We start from the raw sequence: 22993 nt of genomic DNA, 5'->3' as shown, positions 1-22993 counted from the left end.
GGACATCAGGACAGATACGCCTCCACCTCGCTGAACTGGGCCGCCGGCCACCCGGTGTTGGCGGTGACATTGAGCCGCAGGTAGCGCAGGTCGGTGCCGCCGGGCAAGGTCACGGTGACGGTGTTCCCGGTCGCCGGGTCGAAGCGGTAGTCCTTGGAGGCCACGACCGTCGAGTACGCCGAGCCGTCCGTGCTGCCCAGGACCGACAGGGTCTGCGTGCGCGCCCCCCAGGCTGAAGCGGGCGGCACCTTCAGCACGAGGCGGCGGGCGGCCAGGGTCGAGCCCAGATCGACCGTCCAGGCCTGCGGGAAGGCGTTGTTGGTGGACTCCCAGTAGGTGTTCGCGTCGCCGTCGACCGCCTTGCCCGGCGTGTAGACGTCCTGCGAGCCGGTGGCGGTGGCCGGGCGGCCCTTGGCGAGGTTGCGGGCCGGATCGGGGTCGGGGTTCCCGGAGCCGGGCTGCGGCCAGGTGGAGCAGTCGGCCCAGGTCGTGTCCCAGCCGGAGTTGCCGCCGGCGTTCGTCAGCGTGAAGGTGCCGGAGCCGGTCGGATACGGGCAGTTGTAGACGCCCGCCGCGCCCACGTCGGTCGCCTGGACGTTGCTGAACTTCGCCGCGCCCTGCGACTCGGCCTGGACGACGACCGTGCCGACCTTGTTGACCGTGGCGCGATCGACGGTGACGTTCTTCGTCGCGTAGCCGCGACCGCCGCCCGACACGAACTCCAAGGCGCTGTACGGGCTGTCGCTGATCGTCGTACCCGTGATGTCGACGGTCGCCTCGATGGCGCTGTCGTACGAGTCGACGCGCAGCGCACCCATGGGGTGGTTCCAGTTGGGGTTCATCGCGCCCGTACGGACGAGGGTGTTTCCGGAGACGGTGATGGTTCCGGCGAGCGGGGAGAAGGGGTCGAGGAACTTCTGGTTGGAGATCGCGATGCCGCTGCCGAGGGCGTTGGTGTCGGAGACCAGGTTGTTGTTCACGGCGATGTCGGTGCCGCCGTAGATCGCGATGCCGTTGGCGAGGTTCGGCTGGGTGATGGTGTTGTTCTCGAAGCTGCTGTTGGTGTCCGGCGCGTAGAGCGACCACATGGCGAGTGCGTCGTCGCCGTTGTTGCGCAGGAAGTTGTTCCGGACGTGGACACCGCGCGCGTTGCCGTTGAGGTTGAGGCCGTCGGCGGTGGTGTCGAGGATGCGGTTGTTCTCGACCACGAGGTTGTCGTTGTTGCCGGTCAGCCAGAGGCCGACCTTGAGGTGCTGGAGCCACATCCCGGAGACGCCGGAGTTCGGCCCCAGTGAGCCGTTGACGAAGTTGTCCGGGTTGGAGTCCACACGTTCGGTGACCTCACCGATGACGGCGAAGTCCTTGAGGTGCACCCCGCCCGACGAGCTGGTCTGGTCGATGAAGCGCGAGGTGTGGACGACGGAGTACCAGCTGCCGGCACCTTGCAACGTGACGTTCTGGACGCCGCTGAGCGAGGACGTCACCTTGTAGTCGCCCGGCGGGATCCACACGACTCCCCCCTGCGCGGCGGAGATCGCGTCCCGGAAGGCCTGCGTCGAGTCGCCCCGGCCGCTGGGATCGGCGCCCTTGTCGGTGACGGACACCGATCCCGCGGGCCGGGCCGCGGCGGGGGCCACCTGCTCGAAGTCGGCAACGTCGACGGTGACTTGGGCGTTCGCCGCCTGCAAGGCGATCTTGTCGCCGGCCTGCACGTTCTGGCCGAGCAGCAGCCGGGCGTTGTCGAAGAAGTGGTGGGTCCTGGCGCCGGCGATCCAGGAGGTGTCGACGTAGGAGTACTTGGAGGTGACGGTGAGCGTCTTGGCGAGCTTGACGCCGTTGACGTAGACGTCCAGCGTGCCCGACTGGCCGTCGGGGACGCTGTAGGAGACGTTCACCGCATTGGAGGCGCGCGGCACGGTGAACTCGACGCGTTGGCCCGCGCTCAGCCGCACGGCCTGTCGTCCGGAGGCCTCCGAGGCGAGGGTGCCCTGGGTGTGGTCGGGGCCGATCTTCGTTCCCGTGGAGGTGGCGGACTCGGCCTCCACGGACGTGAAGGGCAGGTCGGCGCCGGCAGCCGTCACCGCGGCGTGGGCGGGGGTGGCGCTGAGCATGCCGGCGGCGAGGGAGGCGGCCATCGCGGCCGATGCTGGCATGCGCCTGACAGATCTGGACATGTGCTGATCCCTTTCGTGTGGGGGTGCCGGGATAGCGGGTCGGTGCGGCGGCCGGGCCGCGGTGTCAGGCACGCAGCCAGGCCGCCGTGTCCTGGGGGAGCCGCCCCGCGGCGTCCAAGGGGCCGCTGGCGAGCAGGAGTCGGGAGTACTCGGGTAGTTCGGCCGGGGTGTCGGAGAGGTTGACCGCGCAGCGCAGCCCGTCCGTGCGGGCGAAGACGAGGACGCCGTCGGGGGCGGGCAGCCAGCTGAGCGGACCGTCGCCGAAGCCCGGCTCGGTGCGGCGGATGCGGAGCGCCTCACGGTAGAGCCTGAGCATCGAGTCGGGGTCGCCCGCCTGGCGGTCGGCGGCGTACGCGGCCCACTCGGCGGGCTGGGGAAGCCAGGGCTCGCCCCCGAATCCGGCGTGGGCCGCCTCGGCCGCCCAGGGCAGCGGAACCCGGCAGCCGTCGCGGCCCGGGTCCGTGCCACCGGAACGGACGTGCATCGGGTCCTGGATGCTCCCGGGCGGCAACTCGACCTCGGGCAGACCGAGCTCCTCGCCCTGATAGACATAGACGGAACCGGGCAGCGCGAGCGAGAGCAGAGCGGCGGCCCGCGCCCGACGGGCACCGAGAGCGAGGTCGGTCGGTGTACCGAAGGCCTTCGTGGTGAAGTCGAAGCCGGTGTCCGTCCGGCCGTAGCGGGTGACCGTGCGGGTCACGTCGTGGTTGCACAGCACCCAGGTGGCGGGCGCGCCCACCGGTGCGTGCTCGGCCAGGGTCTCATCGATCGACGTACGCAGCCGCCCGGCGTCCCAAGGGCAGGACAGAAAGGAGAAGTTGAAGGCGGTGTGCAGTTCGTCGGGGCGCAGATAGCGGGCGAAGCGCTCGGTGTCGGGGAGCCAGACCTCGCCGACGAAGATGCCGTCGTAGGCGTCGGCGACCGCGCGCCAGGAGCGGTAGATGTCGTGGAGCTCGTCGCGGTCCACGTACGGGTGCGGATCGCGGCCCTCGACGAAGTCGGGCAGGTCGGGGTCCTTGGCGAGCAGCGCGGCCGAGTCGATACGGACGCCTGAGACACCCCGCTCGAACCAGAAGCGCAGAACGTCCTCGTGCTCCTGACGGACGGCCGGATGTGCCCAGTTGAGGTCAGGCTGCTCGGGTGTGAACAGGTGGAGGTACCAGTCGCCGTCGGGCAGCCGGGTCCAGACGGGTTCGGCGGAGCCCGCGAACTGGGACGGCCAGTCGTTGGGCGGGAGTTCACCGTGCGCGCCGCACCCGGGACGGAAGTGGAAGAGCTCGCGCTCGGGACCTCCGGCCAAGGCGGCCCGGAACCATGGGTGTTGGTCGGAGAGGTGGTTCGGCACGATGTCGACGAGGGTGCGGATGCCCAGCTCCCGCGCCTCGGCGATGAGTTTCTCCGCCTCGGCGAGCGTCCCGAAGGCCGGGTCGATCGCGCGGTAGTCGGCGACGTCGTAGCCGCCGTCGGCCATGGGCGAGAGGTACCAGGGGTTGAACCACAGGGCGTCCACGCCCAGTTCGGCGAGGTACGGGAGTTTGGCGCGGACGCCCGCGAGGTCACCGGTGCCGTCTCCGTCGCCGTCCGCGAAGCTGCGGACGTACACCTGGTAGATGACGGCGGAGCGCCACCATTCGCCCTGAGTGCGGGCAGGGGAAGGCTGTCCCACGGTGCCTGCCTTTCACGTAGAGGGAGTGCCGTCAGCCAAGGACGTGCCGTCGGCCCTTCGCGGTCAGCCCTTGGTGCTGCCCGCGCTGATCCCGGCGATGATGTGCCGCTGGAACACCAGGAACATCACGACCATGGGGATGCTCGCGATCACCATCGCGGCGATGAGCACGGTCAGCTGGATGTTCTGGGACAGCTGGACGAGTGCCACGCTGATGGGCTGCTTGTCGGTGTCGGAGAAGACCATCAACGGCCAGAGGAAGTCCTGCCAGACGGCGACGAGGGCGAAGATCGACACGACGCCTAGCACGGGCCGGGACATGGGCAGCACGATCGACCAGAGCGTGCGCAGCCGTCCGGCGCCGTCGATCTCGGCGGCCTCCAGGACGTCGCGCGGGATCTGGTCGAAGAAGCGCTTGAGGAGATAGAGGTTGAAGGCGTTGGCCACGGCGGGCAGCCAGATGCCGAGCGGGTCGTTGAGCAGGCTGGTGTGGATCAGCGGAAGATCGGCGACGGTCAGGTACTTCGGGACGACCAAGGCCTGCGCGGGCACCATCAGCGTGGCGAGGATGCCGCCGAGGATCAGCTTGCCGAAAGCCGGCTTCAGCTTGGAGAGGGCGTACGCGGCGGCCGTGCAGAGGACGAACTGGAGTATCCAGGCGCCGGTGGCCTGCACCACCGTGTTCCACAGATGGGTGGGCAGGTCCATCAGGTCCCAGGCGTCGGTGTAGCCGCCGAGGCTCCAGTGCTGGGGCACCAGGGTCGGGGGTGTGCGGGTGACCTCGTCCGGCGACTTCATGGCGCCGGTCACCATCCAGTAGGCGGGGAAGAGGAAGGCGAGCGCGAAGAGCAGGACGACGCCCGTGAAGACGGTCCAGTAGACGGCCTTGCCGCGGGGGCGGGCGAGCGCGAGCGGCGAAACCAGTGTGCGCGTACTCACGAGTCCTCTCCTTGGGATCGGGTCAGCCGCAGATAGAGCGCGGAGAAGGCGCTGAGCAGGACGAGCAGCATCACGCTGAGGGCGCAGGCGCCGCCGAAGTCGTTGTAGAGGAAGGCGTACTTGTAGATCAGGTACAGGACCGTCACGGTCGCGTTCTCGGGGCCGCCGCCGGTGATCACGAACGGTTCGGTGAAGACCTGCATGGTGGCGATGATCTGCAGCAGCATCAGCATGAGGATGATGAAGCGGGTCTGCGGAATCGTCACATGGCGGATGCGCTGCCAGAGGCTCGCGCCGTCCAGCTCGGCCGCCTCGTAGAGCTCTCCGGGGATGCTCTGCAGCGCGGCGAGGTAGATGAGGACGGTGCCGCCGAGGTTGGCCCAGGTCGCGACGACGACCAGGGAGACGAGGGCGGTGTCGGCACCGTTGGACCAGTTCGAGGTGGGCAGGTGCAGGAAGCGCAGCGTCTCGTTGGCGAGGCCCGCTCCGGGATCGTAGAACCACTTCCACAGCAGGGCGCTGACCACCGGAGGGATCATCACCGGCAGATAGACCACGACTCTGAAGAAGGACTTCGCGTGCCTGAGTTCATTGAGCACCAGCGCCGTCACGAAGGGGACGGCGAAGCCGATCAGCAGGGCGAGGAGCGTGAACGTGAACGTGTTGCGCCAGGCGGCGGTGAACTCCGGGTCGTGGAATACACGGGTGAAGTTGGCGGTGCCGACCCACTCGCCGCCCGAGCCCGGCGTGTACTTCTGGAAGGCGATCACGACCGCGCGGATCGCCGGGTACCAGGAGAACAGCGCGAAGCAGAGCAGTCCGCCGATGAGGAAGGCGTACGCGCGGGACTGGTCGGCCAGGCGCCGGCGCCACGGGCTCCCGGTCCGGCGCCCGGCCGACCGCGGCACCTCCGGCGCGCCGAGGGCGGCCGGAGGGAGTGCTGCGGGCTTCGATGCGGTCTTCATCAACGGTGTCAGCCTCGGGCCAGGATGGAGTCGATCTTCCCGGACGCGTCCTTCAGGAGCCGGTCGATGTCGGCGTCCCTCTTGGTGAGCACCGCGGAGACGGCGCCGTCGAGGACCGAGTAGATCTGCTGGGCCTGCGGCGGCTCGATCTTCATCTGCAGGCTGTGGTTGCCGTCCAGGAAGGCCTGGTAGTTCTCCACGGGGACATTGGCGTTGGCCTTCTTGACCTCCTGGTCCTTGGCGTCGGCGGCGCCGGTGAACAGGCGCGGCTCGGGCAGGCCCACGGGCGCGTTGTTCTGCTTGGCGCGGGCGTAGTCACCGAGGAAGCCGTCGCCGGGCGTCAGGAACATGCTGTCGAGCCACTTGAGGCCGGCCCTGATCTGCTCCGGGCTGTCCTTCTTGTTGAACATGTAGCCGTCGCCGCCGATGAGCGTGCCCTTGCCGCCGGGCATGGGCGCGAGCGCGAGGTCTTCGTAGTTGCCGCCCTTCTCCTTCACCAGGATCGGGATGTTGTCCGGCGCGGAGAGATACATGCCGAGCTTGCCCGAGCCCATCATCTGCTGGACGTCGTTGATGACCAGGAGCTGCTTGCTGCCCATGGAGTTGTCGGTCCAGCGCATGTCCTTGAGGTTCTGCAGGACCGCCTTGCCCTCGGGGGTGTCGACGGTGGCCTTCTTGCCGTCGGCGCCGACCACGTCGCCGCCCTGTGCGTACATCTCCGCGGTGAAGTGCCAGCCGCCCTGGTTCTGCGCGCTGTAGTCGGCGTAGCCGACGGTGCCACCGCCGAGCGCGGCGATCTTCTTGGCGTCAGCGCGCAGCTCCTCCCAGGTCGCCGGGGGCTTGTTCGGGTCGAGGCCGGCCTTCTCGAAGAGCTTCTTGTTGTAGATCAGGCCCATCGAGTAGCCGGTGCGCGGGATTCCGTAGATCTTGCCGTCGACGGTGTAGATGTCACGCAGTTGCTGCTGGATGGTGCTGTAGCTCTTGAGGTCCTTGACGTAACTGGTGATGTCGGCGGCCTGGTTGATGTCGACGACATGCTTGGCATCGGTGAAGTACGTGTAGAAGACGTCCTCCATCTGACCGCCGGCGAGCTTGGCGTCGAACGTCTTGGGGTCCTGACACGGGAACGCGTCGTGCGCGACGACGTCGATGTCCGGGCTGGTCTTCTCGAACGCCTTGATGTCGGCCTCGAAGAACGAACGGTCGACCTTGGCGCTCTTCGGCGGCATGCAGTTGACCGTGATGCGGGTCTTGCCACCCGCGGAGCCGTCGTCGCTCGAACCGCAGGCCGTGATCGCGGTCAGCGCGAGGGCGGAGGCCGTGAGCGTGGTGCTGGTACGGCGGAACCAGGGACTTCTCATCGGTGGACCCCTCTTGGCAGGCGCAGGGAAGGCCCACGGCGGCGCACCGGGCGGTGCGGCGTCCGTGTCTGGCGCCGCACACTCAAGCACCGGCGACAGGGGTCCGCAATATGTCACGCAGAATCTGTAATTATTTGACAGTCGTGTGGATCTGGCGTGGCTCTAGTGGCGGGGTGCTTGCGCGGTCGACCCACGGACCACCAACTCCGGCTCGAACAGCAGCTCCTCGGCGGTGACACTGCTCCCGCCGATCTGAGCGTTCAGCAACTCGACGGCGGCCCGCCCCATCGCCTCGATGGGCTGGCGGACCGTGGTCAGCGGGGGTTCGGTGCAGTTCATGAACGCCGAGTCGTCGTAGCCGACGACGGAGACCTCGCCCGGGACGGCAAGTCCCTTGCGGCGGGCGGCCCGTACGGCACCGAGCGCGAGCGGGTCACTGGCGCAGATGATGCCGGTGACACCCCGGTCGAGCAGCCGGGTCGCGGCAGCCTGGCCGCCCTCCAACGAGAACATCGCCCGTGCGACGTGCTCGTCGGGCAGGTCGGGGGCGAGCGCGCGCGCCGCGGAGAGCTTGCGCTGCGAGGGCATGTGGTCGGCGGGCCCGAGGACGAGTCCGATGCGCTCATGGCCGAGCGAGGCCAGATGGCGCCAGGCCTGCTCGACGGCGACGGCGTCGTCGCACGAGACGCAGGGGAAGCCGAGGTGCTCGATGGCCGCGTTGACCAGCACCACCGGGATGTTGCGGTCCGCGAGCTGCCGGTAGTGGTCGTGCGGAGCGTCGGCCTGCGCGTACAGACCGCCCGCGAACACCACGCCGGAGACCTGCTGCTGGAGCAGCAGCTCCACATAGTCCGCCTCGGAGACGCCACCCTTGGTCTGCGTGCACAGCACCGGAGTGAGGCCCAGCTGCGCGAGCGCCCCGCCGATCACTTCGGCGAACGCCGGGAAGATCGGGTTCTGCAGCTCGGGCAGTACGAGGCCCACCAGCCGCGCGCGTTCACCGCGCAGCTGCGTCGGCCGCTCGTAGCCGAGGACGTCGAGGGCGGAGAGCACCGCCTGTCGGGTGGAGTCGGAGACTCCGGGCTTGCCGTTGAGCACCCGGCTGACCGTGGCCTCGCTGACCCCGACCTTCTTCGCCACCTGAGCAAGTCGTCGCGTCATGTGCGCAAGAATAGCGCAAGAAATGAAAGCGGCTTGCGTAATGCGGAGGGGATTACCGGGCCGCCCACAGACCGCGGACATGACCCAGGTGGCGGGTCATCACGTCCCTGACGGCCGCCTCGTCGCGGGCCGTCAGCGCGTCGAGGAGTTCCAGGTGCTCTTCCGCGGAGGCCTCCAGGCGGCCCGCCTCGACGAGTGCGTGGAGACCGTAGAGGCGCGAGCGCTTCCGCAGGTCCCCGACGACCTCGACCAGATGGGCGTTGCCCGCGAGGGCGAGCAGGCCGAGGTGGAAGCGGATGTCCGCCTCGACGTAGGCGATGAGGTCACCGGCCGCCGCCGCGGTCACGATCTCCCGGGCGGCCGGGCGCAGCGCCTCCAGCGAGACCAGGTCCGCGGTGCCGGCCAGCCCCACCACGGTGGGGATCTCGATGAGCGAACGGATGTGGGTGTACTCATCGAGCTGCTTCTCGGAGACCGCGGTGACCCGGAACCCCTTGTTGGGCACCGTGTCGACCAGGCCCTCCTTGGCCAGGTCGAGCATGGCCTCGCGCACCGGCGTCGCGGAGACGCCGAAGCGGGCCGCGAGGGTCGGCGCGGAGTAGACCTCACCGGCACGCAGTTCGCCGGCGATCAGCGCGGCCCGCAGCGCGTCCGCGACGCGCTCGCGGTAGCTGCTCTTCTTCCCGCCCAGTGTGGGCAGGGCGGGAGCTGCGGAGGGTGCGCTGCTGCGCTGGGCGGCCATGGGGTGTCTCCTCGTACGGGCATGTGCAATGTCACGCGCTACCAGTATCTCAAGGCGCTGAGCGGCCTCGGCGGCGTGGGGGTGTGCCTCACTTCCCCGAGGCCGCTCAGAGGACGAATCCGGCCGGGAAGGGGTCGGAGGGGTCAAGCAGGTACTGGGCGGTGCCCGTGACCCAGGCGCGACCGGTGAAACTGGGCAGCACGGCCGGGATTCCGGCAACCTCGGTGGTGCCGAGCAGCCGCCCCGTGAACCGCGTCCCGATGAAGGACTCGTTCACGAACTCGGTGTGCAGCGGGAGTTCGCCGCGGGCGTGCAGCTGGGCCATGCGCGCGCTGGTGCCCGTACCGCAGGGTGAGCGGTCGAACCAGCCGGGGTGGATCGCCATCGCGTGCCGCGAGTGGCGGGCGGTGGCGCCGGGCGCGTACAGGTGGACGTGGTGGCAGCCGCGGATCGACGGGTCCTCGGGGTGGACGGGCTCGTCCTCGGTGTTGACGGCCTCCATGAGCGACAGACCGGCCTTGAGGATGTCGTCCTTGCGGGCACGGTCGAAGGGCAGCCCGAACTGTTCCAGCGGCAGGATCGCGTAGAAGTTGCCGCCGTACGCGAGGTCGTAGGTCACCGTCCGCCCGTCGGCGAGCGTGATCTTGCGGTCGAGGCCGACGGCGAAGGACGGCACGTTCTTCAGGGTCACCGCTTTGGCCGCGCCGTCCTCGACCGCGACCTCGGCGACGACGAGGCCCGCGGGGGTGTCGAGCCGGATGGTGGTGACCGGCTCGACGACCTCGACCATGCCGGTCTCCACGAGCACGGTCGCGACACCGATGGTGCCGTGGCCGCACATCGGGAGATAGCCCGAGACCTCGATGTAGACAACGCCGTAGTCGCAGTCCGGACGGGTGGGCGGCTGCAGGATGGCGCCGCTCATGGCCGAGTGGCCGCGCGGCTCGTTCATCAGGAGCTGCTTGATGTCGTCACGGTGCTCACGGAAGTACAGGCGCCGCTCGTTCATGGTCGCGCCCGGGATCGTGCCGATGCCTCCGGTGATCACCCGGGTGGGCATGCCCTCGGTGTGCGAGTCGACGGCGTGCAGGACGAGTTTGCTGCGCATGACGCTCCTGACTGATCGGGAGGGGGGAGAAGACCTCAGGCGAGACCGGCGGCGACAGCCCGCTCCGTGGCCTCGCGAACAGCCGCCTCCTGCTCGGGCAGGAGCGGAACGCGCGGCGGCCGGACCGGACCGCCGTGCCGGCCGACGATGTCCATGGACAGCTTGATGGCCTGTACGAACTCGACCTTCGAGTCCCAGCGCAGCAGCGGGTGCAACTGACGGTAGAGCTTGCCCGCCGTGTCGAGGTCGCCGTCGACGGCGGCGCGGTACAGCTCGACGCTCGCGCCGGGCAGCGCGTTCGGGTAGCCGGCCACCCAGCCCTTGGCGCCCGCGACGGCGAGCTCCAACAACACGTCGTCCGCCCCGATCAACAGGTCGAGCGTCGGGGCGAGTTCGGCGAGCCGGTAGGCGCGACGCACATCGCCGGAGAACTCCTTGACCGCATGGACGAAGCCCTCGCCGTGCAGCTTCGCGAGCAGCTCCGGAACCAGGTCGACTTTGGTGTCGATCGGGTTGTTGTACGCGACGATCGGGACGTCCGCCTCGGCTACCTCCGCGTAGTGGGCGAGGACGGAACGCTCGTCGGCGCGGTAGGCGTTCGGCGGCAGGAGCATCACGGACGCGCAGCCCGCGTCGCGTGCCTGCTCGGCCCAGCGGCGGGCCTCGGCGGAACCGTAGGCGGCGACGCCGGGCATCACGCGCGCCCCGCCGATGGCGGCGACGGCCGTCTCGACGACCTTCGCGCGCTCCTCGGGGGTGAGCACCTGGTACTCACCGAGGGAGCCGTTCGGTACGACGCCGTCGCAGCCGTTCTCGACCAGCCAGACGCAGTGTGCGGCGAACCGGTCGTAGTCGACGGAGAGATCGTCGTTCAGCGGAAGCGCGGTGGCGACGAGGACGCCGCGCCAGGGGCGGTGGTCGGGGGTGGTGGCCATGAGGGATCCCTCTCAATGGGGTGTGACATGTTACTGATGGGCAATGAGGATCGGCGAGAGTCCGTACCCCGTGGTTCAGTCGTCTTCCGGAGCGTCGGGACCCGCGGGCCCGCCGGGGTCCTGGCCGGCTGCGGCGAGGACCCCGAGCGGGACCGGCCGGGCGAGCAGCCGTCGCGCCGACGTCTGCGGGCACCCGGCGAGCCCCGCGACCGCGGGCTCGCACATACGGCCCTGGCACCAGCCCATCCCGGCACGGGTGAGGAGCTTCACGGTCCGCACGTCACCCGCGCCGAGTTCGCCGACGGCCCGGCGGATCTCACCTCCGGTCACCTCCTCGCACCGGCACACGACGGTGTCGTCGGTGACCTGCTCGGTCCAGTGCGCGGGAGGCGCGTAGACGGTGTCGAGCGCGGCGAAGAACTCCCGCATTCTCGTCCGGGACTTGGCGGCCGCGGCCCACTCGCGCGGGTCGGGATCCGCGCCGGTGAGCCGGGCGGCGGCGGAGCGGCCCGCGATGTGTCCCTCGGCGAGGGACAGCGCGGAGCCGCCGATACCGGTGGTCTCGCCCGCGGCCCAGACGCCGGGCACGTCGGTCCGCTGCTCCGCGTCGACGTGCACGTCGAGCCCGTCGAGGCGGCAGCCGAGCGACTCGGCGAGGTCGGTGTGCGGCAGCATGCCGTGCCCGACGGCGAGCGTGTCGCAGGGGATGCGCCGCTCGGTGCCGGGCCTGACCCGCCCGTCGTTGTCGAGCGCGGCGACGGTCACGGCGTCGAGCCGCTCGTCGCCGTGCGCCTCGACGACGGTGTGACGTGCCATCACCTTGACGCGGTGACGGACGAGTTGAGCCGCGTACCGGGCGCCCTCGGCGACCTTGCCGGGCTGAGCGGCCAACGCCCGCGCCCGCCCCAGGAACGCCTTCGCATCGTCCGTCCTTCGCGGGAACGCCTTGGCATCGCCCGCCCTTCGCAGGAACGCCTTCGGATCTGCGGACTCGACGAGCGCGGCGACGTCGACCCCCGCCGCGGCGAGTCCGGTCGCCACGGGGAGCAGCAACGGCCCGGTGCCGGCGACCACGGCGGTCCGCCCCGGCACGACGAGGCTCCCCTTGAGCATGGCCTGGGCTCCGCCCGCGGTCACGACACCGGGGAGGGTCCAGCCGGGGAACGGCAAGACCTTCTCGTACCCACCGGTGGCGAGGAGCACCGCGTCGGCGCGGACGGTGGCCGGGCGCTCCTGCTCCGGACCGAGCAGGACGTGTACGGCGAACCCGACGGACTGCCGTTCCACACACCACACATGGTGGTCCGTCAGGTGCTCGATCGTGCCCGCTTTCACCTGCCCGGCCAGTCCCCGAGCCAGCCGGTCCCACGTGCTCCACTGGTGGTGGAGCGCCTGCGGCCGGCGCGCGCCGAGCCCGGGCGCGGGCCCGCGGTAGAACTGCCCGCCCGCTACCGCGCCGGAGTCGATCAGTGTGATGCGGATACCCCGCGCCGCCGCCGCCAGGGACGCGGCGAGTCCCGCCGGGCCCGCGCCGATCACCGCGAGGTGCGCTCGGTCAGTCATCGTGGCCCGTGCCTTCCTGCGTTCGGATCGTGTCGCCGGGCCGCACCGGCACCAGGCAAGCCCGTTGGTTGGGGCGGTCGTTGACGGTCACGAGGCAGTCGAAGCAGACGCCGATGCCGCAGAAGACGCCGCGCGGACGGCCCGCGCCGCGGGTGCTGCGCCAGGAGGTGACGCCCGCGGTCCACAGCGCGGCGGCGACGGTCTGGCCGGGCAGCGCCTCGATCTCGCGGCCGTCGAGGGTGACGGTGAAGGCGGGTCCCGGCTGCGCCCGGACCAGTTCCAGGGGATTCACGCGGCCTCCCGCGGGAAGCGGTCGGGCCGGAACGGCGCGAGATCGAGGTCGGGTGTCTTGTCGGTCAGGATCTGCGCGAGCAGATGCCCGGTACCGGTGGCGAGCCCGATGCCCGCGCCCTCGTGCCCGCAGGCGTGGAAGAGGCCGGGCACCCGGGGGTCGGGGCCGATGGCAGGCAGGTGGTCGGGCATGTACGGCCGGAAGCCCAGGTACGTACGCAGGACACGCACCCCCGACAGAAACGGGAAAAGTCGCGTCGCGCCCGCGGCCAGCGCCCACAGGACCGGCAGTGAGAAGGACCGGTCGAAGCCGACCCGCTCCCGGCTCGCGCCGATCAGGATGGGCCCCGCGGCCGTTCCCTCGACGACGGGCGACGTCTGGAGCGCCGCCGAGTCGCTGGCCACGTCGGCGACGTAGTCCGCGGCGTACACCTTGTGGCGCACCAGCCGCGGCAGCGGCTCGGTGACGAGGACGAATCCGCGGCGGGGCAGGACGGGGAGAAAGACACCGGCCAGCGCGGCCACCGCCGAGCCCCACGTACCGGCCGCGTTCACCACGGCAGGGGCATGGATGTCGCCCCGGTCGGTCCGTACGCCCCGGACCGACCCGTCCGCCGTGCGCAGCACCTCGGTCACGGTCCACCCGGTCAGCAGCCGTGCACCCGAGGCCCGCACCAGATGCGCGGCGGCCAGGGCGGGCATCACCTGGGTGTCCTGCGGATAGTGCACGGCGCCCGCGAGCCCGGGCGCCAACTGCGGCTCCAGGTCCCGGAGTCGGTCGGGAGCGACCGGCACGGCCGAGACCCCGGCCGCCCGCTGCCCCGCCGCGAAGGTCTCCAGCGCGGTCAGCCCCGCGGGCGTGGCGGCCACGACGACACCGCCCTTGGCCTCGTACTCGATGGCCGGTGCGAGCGCCGGCTCCCCCGCGAGGTCGGCCCACAGGCGCCCCGACAGCAGGGCGAGATCGAGCTCGGGTCCGGGTTCCTTGTCCGAGACGAGCAGGTTCCCCTCGCCCGCGCCGGTCGTCCCGCCGGCCACCGGGCCGCGGTCCACCAGGGCGACGTCAAGGCCCGCCCGAGCCGCGTACAGGGCGCAGGCCGCGCCCACCATTCCGGCCCCGACGACCACGACATCGCAGGTAAATGGCTTGCTCACGTCAGTACTATGTCACATGCTTCTCTTGCGGGGAACAGTCGACGGCACACACCGACGACGTATTCAGACGACGCACACAGACGCACACAAGGGGTGCCTGACGTGGCCAAGGGCCGAAAGAACGGGCTGTACCGAGGAATCTCCGACGAGCTGTCCGCCCTGATGCGCACGGGCTGGGCCGACACCGAGCAGCGCGATCTGCAACCGACCGAGCAGGCGCCCCACGCGGCCCGCCGGCGCGCCGCGCTCTGCGCCCTCTTCCCGGGCGAGCGGCTCGTCATCCCCTCCGGCAGCCTCAAGACCCGCTCGAACGACACGCACTACCCGTTCCGCCCGTACTCCGGCTACGTCCATCTGACGGGAGATCAAACCCGGGATGGTGCCCTGGTGTTGGAGCCCCGCGCGGACGGCGGGCACGAGGCGCACTGCTATCAGCTCCCCCGTGACAGCCGGGACAGCGACGAATTCTGGACGGGCATGACGGCCGAGCTGTGGATGGGCCGCCGCCGCTCCCTGACCGAGTCGGAGCGAGTGCTGGGACTGCCCTGCCGTGACATCCGTACGATCACCGAGGACCTGAAGGACACCGGCGTACCGACCCGGGTCGTGCGCGGCCACGACCCCCTCATCGAAGCGGCGCTCAGCACGGACGAGGAGCGGGACGCCGAGTTCGAGGAGGCGGTGTCCGGGCTGCGGCTGGTGAAGGACGCGTGGGAGATCGGCGAGATGCGCCGGGCGGTGGACGCCACGGTCCGCGGATTCACCGATGTCGTACGGGAGTTGTCGCAGGCGGTCGCCACCTCCGAGCGCTGGATCGAGGGCACCTTCTTCCGCCGCGCCCGCGTCGAGGGCAATGACGTCGGCTACGGCTCCATCTGCGCGGCGGGCGAGCACGCCACGATCATGCACTGGATGCAGAACGACGGCCCGGTTCGCCCGGGCGAACTGCTCCTGCTGGACGCGGGCGTCGAAACCCGTACCCTCTACACCGCCGACGTCACCCGCACGCTTCCGGTCAACGGCACCTTCACACCACTCCAGCGCGAGATCTACGACGCCGTGTACGAGGCCCAGGAAGCCGGTATGGCCGCAGTGCGGCCTGGCGCCCGCTACCGCGACTTCCACGAGGCCGCCCAGCGGTCGATGACCGAACAGCTGGTGGAATGGGGCTTCATCGAGGGCCCGGCCGAGCGGGCGTACGAGCTGGGCCTGCAGCGCCGCTTCACCATGGCGGGCACCGGGCACATGCTCGGGCTCGACGTCCACGACTGCGCCAGGGCCCGCAACGAGGAGTACGTCGACGGGGTGCTGGAGCCGGGCATGGTGCTCACCGTCGAACCGGGCCTCTACTTCCAGGCGGACGATCTGACGGTGCCCGAGGAATGGCGCGGCATCGGCGTCCGGATCGAGGACGACCTCCTCGTCACGGCGGACGGCCATGAGAACCTGTCGGCCGGGCTGCCCCGCTCGTCCGACGAAGTCGAGGCCTGGATGCGGGAATTCGCAGGGTAGCGGGGCCCGGCGGGTACGGGGGTTCCCGGTTGGCGGGGCCCGGCGGGTGCGGGAGTCACACGGTGGGCGGGGCCCGGCGGGTACGGCAGTTCCCGGTGGGCACGGCCCGGTGCTGAGCGGCCTCCCCGAGGCCGCTCAGATCCTGCTCTCTGCCGCCGTGTCGGCGGACAGCCGCTGCGCCAGGTAGATCGGAATCACCGAGAGCAGGACGAGCACCGCCGCCACGACGTTCACGACCGGTGCCTGCTGGGGCCGTGTCATGTTGTTGAAGATCCAGATCGGCAGGGTCTCGATACCGGGCCCGGCCGTGAACGTCGTCACCACGATCTCGTCGAAGGAGAGCGCGAAGGCGAGCAGTCCGCCGGCCAGCAGTGCCGAGCGCACCAGCGGGAAGGTGATGTCGACGAAGGCCCGGAAGGTGTCGGCGCCCAGGTCCATCGCCGCTTCCTCGTACGAGCCGGACGTACGGCGCAGCCGCGCGACGACGTTGTTGAAGACGACCACGATGCAGAAGGTGGCATGGCCGACGATCACGGTGAACATGCCGAGGCCGACGCCGAGCGGCTCGAGCACCGTGCTGAACGCCGAGTTGAGCGCGATGCCCGTGACGATGCCGGGCAGCGCGATCGGCAGGACGACCACGAAGGAGATGGCGTCGCGGCCGAAGAAGCTGTGCCGGGCGACCGCGAAGGCGATCAGCGTGCCGAGCACCAGGGCGATGGCGGTGGCGCCGAGCCCCGCCTTGACCGAGACCCACAGGGCCGCGCGGGCGCCCTCGTTCTCCCAGGCGACCGACCACCAGTGGAAGGTGAGTCCCGGCGGCGGCCAGCTCGCGCTGCGGTCCGGGTTGAAGGAGTTGACCAGGACGAGCGCGAGCGGGACGTAGATGATCGCGAAGCCGAGCCCGGCGGCGACGCGCAGCGCGATGCGCGCGGAACGGGAGAGTTGCACAGCGGGCTCCTCAGAGGCTGCTCAGGGCGCCCGTGCGGCGCATCGCGAGCAGGTACAGCACGATGACGACGACGGGGACCGTGCCGAGCGCGGCGGCCATGGGCAGGTTCAGTTCGATGTTGGAGTAGACGACGTTGCCGATGAGCTGGGTCTTGCCGCCGACGATCTGCACGGTGATGTAGTCGCCGAGGCTGAGCGAGAAGGTGAAGACCGAGCCGGCGGCCACGGACGGCAGGACCATCGGCAGCACCACGGAGCGGAAGGTGCGTCCGGGGCGCCCGCCCAGGTCCGCCGACGCGTCGAGCAGGTTGGCGGGCAACTGCTCCAGTGCCGTGTGGATCGGCAGGATCATGTACGGCAGCCAGAGGTATGTCAAGGCGATGACCGCCGCGAGCAGTCCGAACCCGGGTCCGCTCATCCCGAAGGGCTTCAGCATCCAGTCGGCCAGGCCTCCCTGAGAGAGGATCAGCCGCCAGGCGTACACCTTGACCAGGTAACTCGCCCACAGTGGCGTGAGGATGGCGACCACGAGCAGCGGGCGCCACTTGGGCTTGGCGATCCGGGCCGTGTAGAAGGCGACCGGGAAGGCGATCACCGCGCACAGGACGGTGACCGCGAGCGCGACGCCGATGCTGCGCAGAATCACCTGCCGGAAGACCGGAGTCGTGAACAGCGCGCGGAAGTTGTCGGTCGACCAGACCTTCACGACCTCGGAGGTGAAGGAGTCGGTCGTCCAGAACGCCGAGACGAAGAGCACGGCCAGCGAGCCGAGATAGAGCACGGCCAGCCAGAGCAGCGGCGCGGTGAGCAGGAGGGACAGCCGCAGCCGGGAGTGTCGGTGCAGGGTCCCGGCGAGCCGCCGGACGGGAGACCGTCCGGCGGCCTGCGCGGTGGTGGTCATCGGTCGCTCAGCCCTTGATCTCGGTCCAGGCCTGGACCCACTTGGCGTAAGGCACGCACTTGACGTCGGTGCGACCGTCGAGGCACTGCTCGATGGGCGTGTTCCAGAAGGCGACGTTCTTCCAGTAGGCCTCGTCGGTGGCGTGGAAGGTGTCGCAGAAGGACTTGTCGCTGGTCAGGTCGCACGCCTTGGCGTTCGCCGGAGCCTCACCGAAGTACTCGGCGACCTGGGCGTTCACCTTCGGTGAGATGATCCAGTCCATCCACTTGTAGGCGCAGTTGGGGTGCTTGGCCTTGGCGGAGATCATCCAGGTGTCCGACCAGCCCGTCGACCCCTCCTTGGGCACGAGGGCCTTCACCTTGGCGCCCTCGTCGGCCGCGAGGTTGGCGATGACCTGCCAGGTGGTGCCGACCACGGAGTCACCGCTCTTGAAGGCGGAGATCTCCTTGAGGTAGTCGCTCCAGTACTCCCCCACGTTCGCGCTCTGGTTCTTCAGCAGCGCGACGGCCGCGTCGAACTGCTTCTGGTCCAGCGCGTAGGGGTCCTTGATCTTCAACTCCGGCCTGGTCGCCTTGAGATACAGCGCCGCGTCGGCGATGTAGATCGGCGAGTCGTACGCGGTCACGTGGCCCTTGTACTTGGAGGCGTCGTCGAAGACGGCGGACCAGGAGGTCGGTGCGGGCGTGACCTTCTGGGTGTTGTACATCAGCAGGTTGGCGCCGCGGCCGTGCGGGATGCCGTACATCTGGCTGTCGACGGAGTTCCAGGCCCCGCCCTTGAGGCCGCTGAAGACATCCTTGTAGTTGGGTACGAGGTTGGTGTTGACCGGGGCCGCGTCTCCGGAGGCGATGAGGCGCAGGGAAGCGTCGCCGGACGCGGAGACCGCGTCGTACTGACCGGTCTTCATCAGCTTGACCATCTCGTCGGAGCTGGCCGCGACCTTGGAGTTGACCTGACAGCCGGTCTGTTTCTCGAAGTCGCCGACCCAGTCGACCTTGGGGTCGTTGGAACCGTCCTCGACATAGCCGGCCCAGGCGATGAGGTTGACCTGGCCCTCGGTCCTGCCGAGCTTGGACTGCGCCTTCAGGTCGGGCGGGTTGAGCCCGGTCGACGAGGAGGAGCCGCCCGAGTCGGACGATCCACAGGCGGTGGCCGCGAGGAGCACCGCGACTGCGGCGGCGGCCTGAAGGGTTCGGGTGAGGCGCACGACGTACTCCATACGTGATGGGGACTGAGCGTGGGGGTCAGTGGGGGTCGGGGACCTTGAAGGTGTGGCGGCGGTGCCACTGGAGCCGGACCCGGGCGCCGCGGTAGGCGGCGACGTCCTCGGAGGAGGTCTCCAGGTTCTGCTGGAGCGCGGTGAGGCGCCCTCCCGCGTCGAGGTCCACGAGGAAGCGGGTGGCGTCCCCCAGATAGACGACCTCGGCGACGGTGCCGGTGGCGGTGGAGTGCTCCGGCTCGTCGGCCTCGGCGGACTCCTTGAGGACCCGGATCTTCTCGGGCCTGATGCTGTATGTGCCCGGGGCCCCGACGACCTGCCGCGCGGACTGACCTTCGAGCAGGTTGGACGTGCCGACGAAGCCCGCGACGAAGGGGGTGGCGGGCCGTTCGTAGATCTCCGCCGGGGTGCCGACCTGTTCGATGCGGCCCTGGTTGAAGACGGCGATGCGGTCGCTCATCGTCAGGGCCTCCTCCTGGTCATGGGTGACGAAGACGAAGGTGATGCCGACCTCGCGCTGGATCGCCTTGAGCTCGACCTGCATCTGCTCGCGCAGCTTGAGGTCGAGAGCGCCGAGCGGTTCGTCGAGGAGCAGCACGCGGGGGCGCCCGACGAGGGCGCGGGCGAGCGCGACGCGCTGGCGCTGGCCTCCGGAGAGCTGGCCGGGCCGCCGCTTGCCGAAGCCCTCGAGGCGCACGTCGGCGAGCGCCTTGCGGGCCCGCACCAGCCGTTCGGGCTTGGGCACTTTGCGGACCTTGAGTCCGTAGGCGACGTTCTGTTCCACGGTCATGTGCGGGAAGAGCGCGTAGTCCTGGAAGACGGTGTGCACGTCCCTCTCGAAGGGGGCGAGCCCGGTGACTTCCTGTCCGGCCAGCTCGATCCGGCCGGAGGTGGGGCCTTCGAAGCCCGCGATCATGCGCAGGACTGTCGTCTTTCCGGAGCCGGACGGGCCGAGCATCGAGAAGAACTCGCCGTCGGATATATCCAGGTCGATCCCTGCCACCGCGGTCGTCTCGCCGAATGACTTCCGCAGATCCCGCAGCCGGATCGCGCTTCCCTCCATGGATGGGAACCTTTCTGGTGCACTCTTACGTTGACCGGAAAGATATGAAGTCATAGTTCAAAGCTCAAGACCCCCTTAAGGTAAAGGTTGAGTCATCGCACAAGGTGGTAGCCGTGAAGCAACAGATGGACGGTGGTACCCGGAGGGCCATCTTCACTCCGGTTGACAATCGGGCACGAGTGGAGACGGTCGTCCGCAGGCTCGGCGACGCCATCGAGCTCGGACTGCTCGCGGACGGGGAGCAGCTGCCCGGCGAGATGGAGCTGGCCGGGCAGCTCGGAGTGTCCACGGTGACCCTGCGCGAGGCACTGATGGCCCTGCGGCAGCAGGGTCTGGTCACCACCCGCAGAGGGCGCGGCGGCGGCAGTTTCGTATCGCTCCCCGAGGTCCCCGGCGAGGAGCGCCTGAAGGCCCGGCTGGCCGGCTGGAGCACCGAGGAGCTGCGCGATCTGGGCGACCACTGGGCCGCGGTGTCCGGCGCGGCGGCCCGGCTGGCGGCACAGCGCACGGAACCGACCGATCTTCAGCAGTTGCGGCGCACCCTCGAGGAGCTGGCGTCCGCCGAGGACGGGGCGGCGCGCAGCCGGGTCTACGGCCGCTTTCATGTCGAGCTCGCCGCCGCGGCCCAGTCCGCCCGGCTGACCCGTGAACAGGTCGCGCTCCAGACCGAGCTGGGGGCGCTGCTGTGTCTCGTGCTCGGGGACGACGAATATCGTGAAGAAGTCGCCGACCGTCACCGCTCCGTAATCTCGGCGGTGCAAGATGGGGCCCACGATTCGGCCAGAGCGCTGGCCGAGCGGTGCGTCCAGGATTCGACGGCGCGGCTCATCGCCCTCCGCCTCGCTATGCCGCGCACCGTGTCCGGTCCCCGTCCGCTGGAGGGCACCCATGAGCAGGAGCCCCGGCCCGGTCGGCGCCACGGCGACGCTTGACGCGACACCGGAGGCGGCTGTCGCCACCCAGGTCCGCTGCACGCTGGAGGCCGTGTTCGACGCGGTCACCGAGACCCGGGCCGATACGGCGGCCCTGCTCGCCCGGGTCGCCGCGCAGGGCCGTCGACCCGCGACCGTGGATCTGGCCGCACTGCGCCCCGGTCTCCATCTCCGGCTCGCCCGACAGGAGTTGGTGTCGGGCGTCGGGTTCGTCGCGGCGCCGGGGCTGCTCGGTGACGTACCGGCATGGCTGGAGTGGTGGCAGACGGGCTCCGACGGGGACGTACGACCGCTGCTGCTCGACCTCGATCCGCGGCACTCCGCGTACTCCGACTACACGCACTGGGACTGGTTCGCGCTGCCCCGCGACACGGGGCAGCGCGCGGTCGCCGGACCCTATGTCGACTACCTCTGCTCCGACGAGTACAGCCTGACGCTGTCCGCCCCCGTCGAGCTGGAGGGCCGGTTCGTGGGGGTCGCCGCGGCCGACGTGTATCTGCGGCACTTCGAGGCGGCGGTCGTCCCGCTGCTGCAACGGCTGCCGGGCGCCGCCCACTTGGTGAACGCGCGCGGGCGGGTGGCCGCGTCCGCCGACCCCGCGCATCTGGCCGGATCGCTCACCAAGGGCCCGGACTTCGGGGCCGTCCTGGCGGCGGCGCGCAGCGCGCGCTTCGAGGGGATGCGGCTGGTTCCGTGCGAGGGTGTTCCGCTGGTGCTCGTGGTGCCGGCCGACTGAACCTCGTGGGACGGTACGGCCGGGCGCCCCGTCGGACGGCACGGCAGGGGCTCAGACCGCCCGCAGCTCCGCCGCGCCGTTGCGGGTCTTGCGCGCCTTGCGTGGTCCGGCGGTCGCGTTCCGCGCCCCGCGCAGGACCAGCGTCATCCGCGTATAGCCCATGTCCTGAAGGGTCTTGGGGGTGTCGTCGACAATCCGGCAGTGCGTGCTGCCCCAGCGCGGGTCGGGATGCACCAACGGGCGTACGGCGCCGTCGTGCTCGACGCCGCCCGGGCCGACCGCGCGGATCCAGTGCGGCAGTCCGTGCCGGTAGGCCGCTTCCATGATGGGGTCCTGGGCGATGTCCCGGCGGATCGACTGGAGTCCACGGTCCTGGCCGTGCCGCTCCACGGCGGCCGCGAAGTGGGCCAGCATCGGAAGGCACCAGCTCGACTCGTGTTCACCGAGAACGGCGCTCGCATCGGGATGGAACAGAACGAACCGGAGGAAGTTGTCGCCGGGCATGGCCGTGGGGTGGGGGCCGACGCCGTCGAAAAGTGTCTCGAACGCGGCGTTGGACAGAACGACGTCCCAGCGGTGGTCGAAGACGACGGAGGGGAACGGCACGGCCTCCAGGAGGGCGGCGTAGTCCTGAAGATACGCCTGCGCTTCGAGACTCTCGGGGACAGGTCGCGGCCGGCACCGCTGCCTTCCTGCCTGGTACGCCATCGGGAGGTCACCCCTCTTGCCTCTGCGGCCTTCACGCGGCGCCCCGATCCTGCTGCCCAGGCAGTAGTCGTGTCAACTATCGTGGCATTTGGCGCCCGTTGGCGGCTGAATCTCGCCACAGTTGTGGCGAGACCTGGATGTGAGTTCGAGCGAGGGGCTAGTCTCCGGGTGGTTCCTGACCTTCGTGTCCGGATGGTTCCTGACCTTCGTGAGAGAGACCTGAGAGAGACGTAGGAGACCTGTCGGTGACGGATGGCTTCGAAGTTCCGGGCGCCACGGCGACGGTTCTGCTGCAGGCCGTCGGGGCCCGGGTCACCGCACTCGCCGACCGGCTCGGTGTGGAACACGCCGAGGTCTTCGACGTCAAGCGCCTGTCGGCCGAGTCCGGCGTCCCCGAACCCGTGGTGAAGGCTCTGCTCACTGGCCACCCCGCCGGGGAGCCCGATCTGCAGGCCCGTTTCCTGCAACGCCTGGACCTGCTGCGCCGCACCCGGCTCAAGCCCAACGGACGCCGGTACACCCAGCAGGAGATCGCCGACGGCGCCGGGATGTCGCGGCAGCAGGCGGGGGCGCTCATCAATGGCGACCGGCGGCCCACCATGGAGCACTGCGATGCCATCCAGCGCTTCTTCCGGGTGCATGCCGGGTTCCTCACGGCCGAGGACTCCGAAGCGCTCGTGGGTGCCCTGCAACGCTCGGAGCAGAACCTCCTGCAGCGACTCGCCGACCGCGAGCGCGCTGCGGCCTCGGTCGCGGACGACCCGCTGGAGCGGCTGCTCCTGGACCACGGCGTCCGCGGAATCGCCTGGCGGGCCGCGCAGTTGCCCACCGACCAGCACCGGGACAAGGTCGCCGAGTGGCTGGACATGCTCCTGGAGAGCGTCAAGCGGCCCGAGTCGTGAGCCGGGGGA

Annotated in this window: 21 protein-coding genes; 4 read left to right on the top strand and 17 right to left on the bottom strand. The window is 70.0% G+C overall.

Annotated elements, in window-relative coordinates; all coding sequences use genetic code 11:
* Nucleotides 1–5 precede the first annotated feature (5 nt).
* The 12 genes from OG390_RS43555 to OG390_RS43500 form a co-directional block, all read right to left on the bottom strand.
* Entirely contained in the window at nt 6–2174 is a 2169-nt protein-coding gene (locus OG390_RS43555) for a discoidin domain-containing protein (RefSeq protein ID WP_406175711.1), read from the bottom strand.
* A gap of 64 nt (nt 2175–2238) precedes the next feature.
* Nucleotides 2239–3840, bottom strand: a complete 1602-nt coding sequence (locus tag OG390_RS43550; protein ID WP_406175709.1) for a glycoside hydrolase family 13 protein — start codon at nt 3838–3840, stop codon at nt 2239–2241.
* A 63-nt stretch (nt 3841–3903) separates the two neighbouring features.
* Nucleotides 3904–4779 carry a carbohydrate ABC transporter permease gene (locus tag OG390_RS43545; RefSeq protein WP_406175707.1) on the bottom strand — a complete coding sequence of 292 codons (876 nt, stop codon included), beginning with the start codon at nt 4777–4779 and terminating at the stop codon, nt 3904–3906.
* Entirely contained in the window at nt 4776–5744 is a 969-nt protein-coding gene (locus OG390_RS43540; protein WP_406175706.1) for a carbohydrate ABC transporter permease, read from the bottom strand. The genes OG390_RS43545 and OG390_RS43540 overlap by 4 nt, the downstream gene beginning before the upstream one ends.
* A gap of 8 nt (nt 5745–5752) precedes the next feature.
* Nucleotides 5753–7105 (bottom strand): ABC transporter substrate-binding protein, encoded by a 1353-nt coding sequence (locus tag OG390_RS43535; protein ID WP_406175704.1) that lies wholly within the window; start codon nt 7103–7105, stop codon nt 5753–5755.
* Nucleotides 7106–7267: 162 nt separating this feature from the next.
* Entirely contained in the window at nt 7268–8266 is a 999-nt protein-coding gene (locus OG390_RS43530; protein WP_406175703.1) for a LacI family DNA-binding transcriptional regulator, read from the bottom strand.
* A gap of 52 nt (nt 8267–8318) precedes the next feature.
* Complete coding sequence (locus OG390_RS43525) at nt 8319–9008, bottom strand: GntR family transcriptional regulator (protein WP_406175702.1); 690 nt, start codon at nt 9006–9008, stop codon at nt 8319–8321.
* Between the two features lie 106 nt (nt 9009–9114).
* The gene (locus OG390_RS43520; RefSeq protein WP_406175701.1) at nt 9115–10116 is read right to left on the bottom strand and encodes a proline racemase family protein; all 1002 of its coding nucleotides are present in this window, start codon (nt 10114–10116) and stop codon (nt 9115–9117) included.
* Nucleotides 10117–10151: 35 nt separating this feature from the next.
* Nucleotides 10152–11051: a dihydrodipicolinate synthase family protein gene (locus OG390_RS43515; protein WP_406175699.1), complete on the bottom strand. Its 900-nt coding sequence runs from the start codon at nt 11049–11051 to the stop codon at nt 10152–10154.
* Nucleotides 11052–11126: 75 nt separating this feature from the next.
* Entirely contained in the window at nt 11127–12614 is a 1488-nt protein-coding gene (locus OG390_RS43510) for an FAD-dependent oxidoreductase (protein ID WP_406175697.1), read from the bottom strand.
* Nucleotides 12607–12906, bottom strand: coding sequence for a (2Fe-2S)-binding protein (locus OG390_RS43505; RefSeq protein ID WP_406175696.1), 300 nt, complete (start codon nt 12904–12906; stop codon nt 12607–12609). The genes OG390_RS43510 and OG390_RS43505 overlap by 8 nt, the downstream gene beginning before the upstream one ends.
* Nucleotides 12903–14060, bottom strand: coding sequence for an NAD(P)/FAD-dependent oxidoreductase (locus OG390_RS43500; protein ID WP_406175695.1), 1158 nt, complete (start codon nt 14058–14060; stop codon nt 12903–12905). The genes OG390_RS43505 and OG390_RS43500 overlap by 4 nt, the downstream gene beginning before the upstream one ends.
* A 102-nt stretch (nt 14061–14162) precedes the next feature.
* Between OG390_RS43500 and OG390_RS43495 the strand changes: the two genes are divergently transcribed.
* Nucleotides 14163–15572: an aminopeptidase P family protein gene (locus OG390_RS43495; protein WP_406175694.1), complete on the top strand. Its 1410-nt coding sequence runs from the start codon at nt 14163–14165 to the stop codon at nt 15570–15572.
* Between the two features lie 135 nt (nt 15573–15707).
* On the opposite strand, the gene OG390_RS43490 is transcribed toward OG390_RS43495, so the two are convergent.
* Genes OG390_RS43490 through OG390_RS43475 form a run of 4 tightly spaced genes read right to left on the bottom strand, consistent with a single transcriptional unit; the run spans nt 15708 to nt 19706 of the window.
* Nucleotides 15708–16523, bottom strand: a complete 816-nt coding sequence (locus tag OG390_RS43490) for an ABC transporter permease (protein WP_399094521.1) — start codon at nt 16521–16523, stop codon at nt 15708–15710.
* A 10-nt stretch (nt 16524–16533) separates the two neighbouring features.
* Complete coding sequence (locus OG390_RS43485) at nt 16534–17424, bottom strand: ABC transporter permease (protein ID WP_406175691.1); 891 nt, start codon at nt 17422–17424, stop codon at nt 16534–16536.
* A gap of 7 nt (nt 17425–17431) precedes the next feature.
* The gene (locus tag OG390_RS43480; protein WP_406175690.1) at nt 17432–18631 is read right to left on the bottom strand and encodes an ABC transporter substrate-binding protein; all 1200 of its coding nucleotides are present in this window, start codon (nt 18629–18631) and stop codon (nt 17432–17434) included.
* Between the two features lie 37 nt (nt 18632–18668).
* Nucleotides 18669–19706, bottom strand: a complete 1038-nt coding sequence (locus OG390_RS43475; protein WP_406175689.1) for an ABC transporter ATP-binding protein — start codon at nt 19704–19706, stop codon at nt 18669–18671.
* A 125-nt stretch (nt 19707–19831) separates the two neighbouring features.
* Between OG390_RS43475 and OG390_RS43470 the strand changes: the two genes are divergently transcribed.
* Both OG390_RS43470 and OG390_RS43465 read left to right on the top strand, forming a co-directional pair.
* The gene (locus OG390_RS43470; RefSeq protein ID WP_406178224.1) at nt 19832–20638 is read left to right on the top strand and encodes a FadR/GntR family transcriptional regulator; all 807 of its coding nucleotides are present in this window, start codon (nt 19832–19834) and stop codon (nt 20636–20638) included.
* A complete protein-coding gene (locus OG390_RS43465; protein WP_406175687.1) occupies nt 20595–21374 on the top strand; it encodes a hypothetical protein in 780 nt (259 codons plus the stop codon). Before OG390_RS43470 ends, OG390_RS43465 begins: the two co-directional genes overlap by 44 nt.
* Nucleotides 21375–21425: 51 nt before the next feature.
* Here OG390_RS43465 and OG390_RS43460 read toward each other — a convergent pair whose 3' ends face one another.
* Nucleotides 21426–22082 (bottom strand): hypothetical protein, encoded by a 657-nt coding sequence (locus OG390_RS43460; protein WP_406175685.1) that lies wholly within the window; start codon nt 22080–22082, stop codon nt 21426–21428.
* A 245-nt stretch (nt 22083–22327) separates the two neighbouring features.
* Here OG390_RS43460 and OG390_RS43455 point away from each other — a divergent pair, with 245 nt between their 5' ends.
* Nucleotides 22328–22984 (top strand): helix-turn-helix domain-containing protein, encoded by a 657-nt coding sequence (locus OG390_RS43455; RefSeq protein ID WP_406175683.1) that lies wholly within the window; start codon nt 22328–22330, stop codon nt 22982–22984.
* The last annotated feature ends 9 nt before the right edge of the window (nt 22985–22993 follow it).

Source organism: Streptomyces sp. NBC_00996 (genome assembly GCF_045162675.1).
GTDB lineage: Bacteria > Actinomycetota > Actinomycetes > Streptomycetales > Streptomycetaceae > Streptomyces.
Note: the sequence above shows the minus strand (reverse complement) of the source record. Positions and strands in the feature narration are given on the sequence as shown.

What these genes read in the sequence shown, in the direction of transcription:
- OG390_RS43475 (WP_406175689.1), bottom strand. Translation starts at nt 19,706, where the DNA reads ATGGAGGGAAGCGCGATCCGGCTGCGGGATCTGCGGAAGTCATTCGGC.
- OG390_RS43520 (WP_406175701.1), bottom strand. Translation starts at nt 10,116, where the DNA reads ATGCGCAGCAAACTCGTCCTGCACGCCGTCGACTCGCACACCGAGGGC.
- OG390_RS43485 (WP_406175691.1), bottom strand. Translation starts at nt 17,424, where the DNA reads ATGACCACCACCGCGCAGGCCGCCGGACGGTCTCCCGTCCGGCGGCTC.
- OG390_RS43530 (WP_406175703.1), bottom strand. Translation starts at nt 8,266, where the DNA reads ATGACGCGACGACTTGCTCAGGTGGCGAAGAAGGTCGGGGTCAGCGAG.
- OG390_RS43465 (WP_406175687.1), top strand. Translation starts at nt 20,595, where the DNA reads ATGAGCAGGAGCCCCGGCCCGGTCGGCGCCACGGCGACGCTTGACGCG.
- OG390_RS43470 (WP_406178224.1), top strand. Translation starts at nt 19,832, where the DNA reads ATGGACGGTGGTACCCGGAGGGCCATCTTCACTCCGGTTGACAATCGG.
- OG390_RS43535 (WP_406175704.1), bottom strand. Translation starts at nt 7,105, where the DNA reads ATGAGAAGTCCCTGGTTCCGCCGTACCAGCACCACGCTCACGGCCTCC.
- OG390_RS43555 (WP_406175711.1), bottom strand. Translation starts at nt 2,174, where the DNA reads ATGTCCAGATCTGTCAGGCGCATGCCAGCATCGGCCGCGATGGCCGCC.
- OG390_RS43525 (WP_406175702.1), bottom strand. Translation starts at nt 9,008, where the DNA reads ATGGCCGCCCAGCGCAGCAGCGCACCCTCCGCAGCTCCCGCCCTGCCC.
- OG390_RS43460 (WP_406175685.1), bottom strand. Translation starts at nt 22,082, where the DNA reads ATGGCGTACCAGGCAGGAAGGCAGCGGTGCCGGCCGCGACCTGTCCCC.
- OG390_RS43540 (WP_406175706.1), bottom strand. Translation starts at nt 5,744, where the DNA reads ATGAAGACCGCATCGAAGCCCGCAGCACTCCCTCCGGCCGCCCTCGGC.
- OG390_RS43510 (WP_406175697.1), bottom strand. Translation starts at nt 12,614, where the DNA reads ATGACTGACCGAGCGCACCTCGCGGTGATCGGCGCGGGCCCGGCGGGA.
- OG390_RS43515 (WP_406175699.1), bottom strand. Translation starts at nt 11,051, where the DNA reads ATGGCCACCACCCCCGACCACCGCCCCTGGCGCGGCGTCCTCGTCGCC.